The sequence below is a fragment of the Frankia sp. Mgl5 genome, from assembly GCF_023242985.1.
GTDB lineage: Bacteria > Actinomycetota > Actinomycetes > Frankiales > Frankiaceae > Parafrankia > Parafrankia soli.
Window position 1 is genome coordinate 1 of the sequence record NZ_JALKFY010000848.1, and the last position, 1,519, is coordinate 1,519.

Here is a 1,519-nt window from a genome sequence, read left to right on the forward strand (position 1 = left end):
CGACGCGAACGTGGTCACTGTCGAGGGCCTCCAGGGAACTCAGGCGACGGGGCCGGCGCCCGCCCGTCCAGGGTCTCGACGGCACGCCGCGCGGCCGCGGAGCGGCCCCCGGGGGCGGGGCGGAAGCTCGCCCCGCACGATAGGGCCGCCGCGATGTGAGTTCGATGTGAGCCCGCGTTGCCGGGCGAGGCCGTCCGTACCCAGTGGAATACGACGTCGTCATTGACAGCTGGAGTAGCGAAAGGGCCAGTCACAGCGAAGGGACGGGGCCGTGGCGGTTGACGTCGGCGGGGTCGGAGTATGGCGGGCTTCGTTCTACTGGCCTGACGACGCCGGGCAGCACGCGGAGATCGCCGCGGAGCTGGAGGATCTCGGGTACGGCGCGATCTGGATCGGCGCCGCCGCCGGTGACCTCGCGCTGCCGGAGACACTGCTGGACGCGACGTCACGGATCTCGGTGGCCACGGGGATCGTCAACGTCTGGACCGAGCCGCTGGACCAGGTGGTCGCCAGCTACGCCCGCGTATCCGGGGCCCACCCCGACCGACTGCTTCTCGGCATCGGTGCCGGGCACGCCGCGAACGTCGAGCCGACCGGGCAACGCTACGAGCGGCCGTACCGGAAGGTGGTCGACTACCTGGACGGCCTCGACGCGGCGAAGACGCCGGTCCCCCGGGAGAACCGCGCGCTCGCGGCGCTCGGCCCGCGGGTTCTCGCGCTCGCCGCCGAGCGCACGGCGGGCGCGCATCCCTACCTCGTCCCACCGGAACACACGCGGCGGGCCCGAGAAATCCTCGGGAGCGGTCCGCTGCTCGCCGTCGAGCAGAAGGTCGTCCTGGAGACCGATCCGGAGCGGGCGCGCACGATCGCCCGCGCCACGGTGAACCGCTACATGACCCTGCCGAACTACACCAACAATCTCCTCCGGCTCGGCTTCGCTCCCGACGACTTCGGAGGCGGCGGCAGCGACCGCCTCGTCGACGCGCTCGTCGCCTGGGGTGACCTCGACGCGGTCCTCAGCCGCGTGCGGGAGCACCAGGACGCGGGCGCGGACCACGTGTGCGTCCACGTCCTCACCGAGGACCCGACGACTGTTCCCCGGCCGCAATGGCGCGCCCTCGCCACCGCGCTCGACCTGGTTTCCTAGCGGCGCTGGCGCTGCTCAGCGTGGCGCGGACGGAATGGGCGGGAGGCGCAGCGCCATCAGGCCTTTTCTGTCATCACGCCGCCAGCGGCGAGCAGGGCCGGCGCGAGTCGCCTTTCCGGTGTTCCGCGGAGTGAGCGACTGCCTTGTCGGTGGTCACTGCCTGGCGAATAATCGATCAGTAACCTGAGCGATCCGCCGGTCAGGTTCCGGGCAGTTCGGGGGGTGGAGAAGGCGGCCGTGCGCGATCATGCGGGCGGGCGGCTCCTCCCGGGGACGGCGGCCGTGGGAGAGGCACCCGGCGGCGGGGGGGGGGGCGCGGCCCCCCCCCCCCCCCCCCCGCCCCCCCCCCCCCCCCCCCGCGCGCGGCCGCGG

General features: G+C 73.5%; 1 protein-coding gene. It reads left to right on the top strand.

Annotated elements, in window-relative coordinates; translation table 11 throughout:
* Nucleotides 1–271 precede the first annotated feature (271 nt).
* Nucleotides 272–1,147: an LLM class F420-dependent oxidoreductase gene (locus tag MXD62_RS36550; RefSeq protein ID WP_248833894.1), complete on the top strand. Its 876-nt coding sequence runs from the start codon at nucleotides 272–274 to the stop codon at nucleotides 1,145–1,147.
* Nucleotides 1,148–1,519 lie beyond the last annotated feature (372 nt).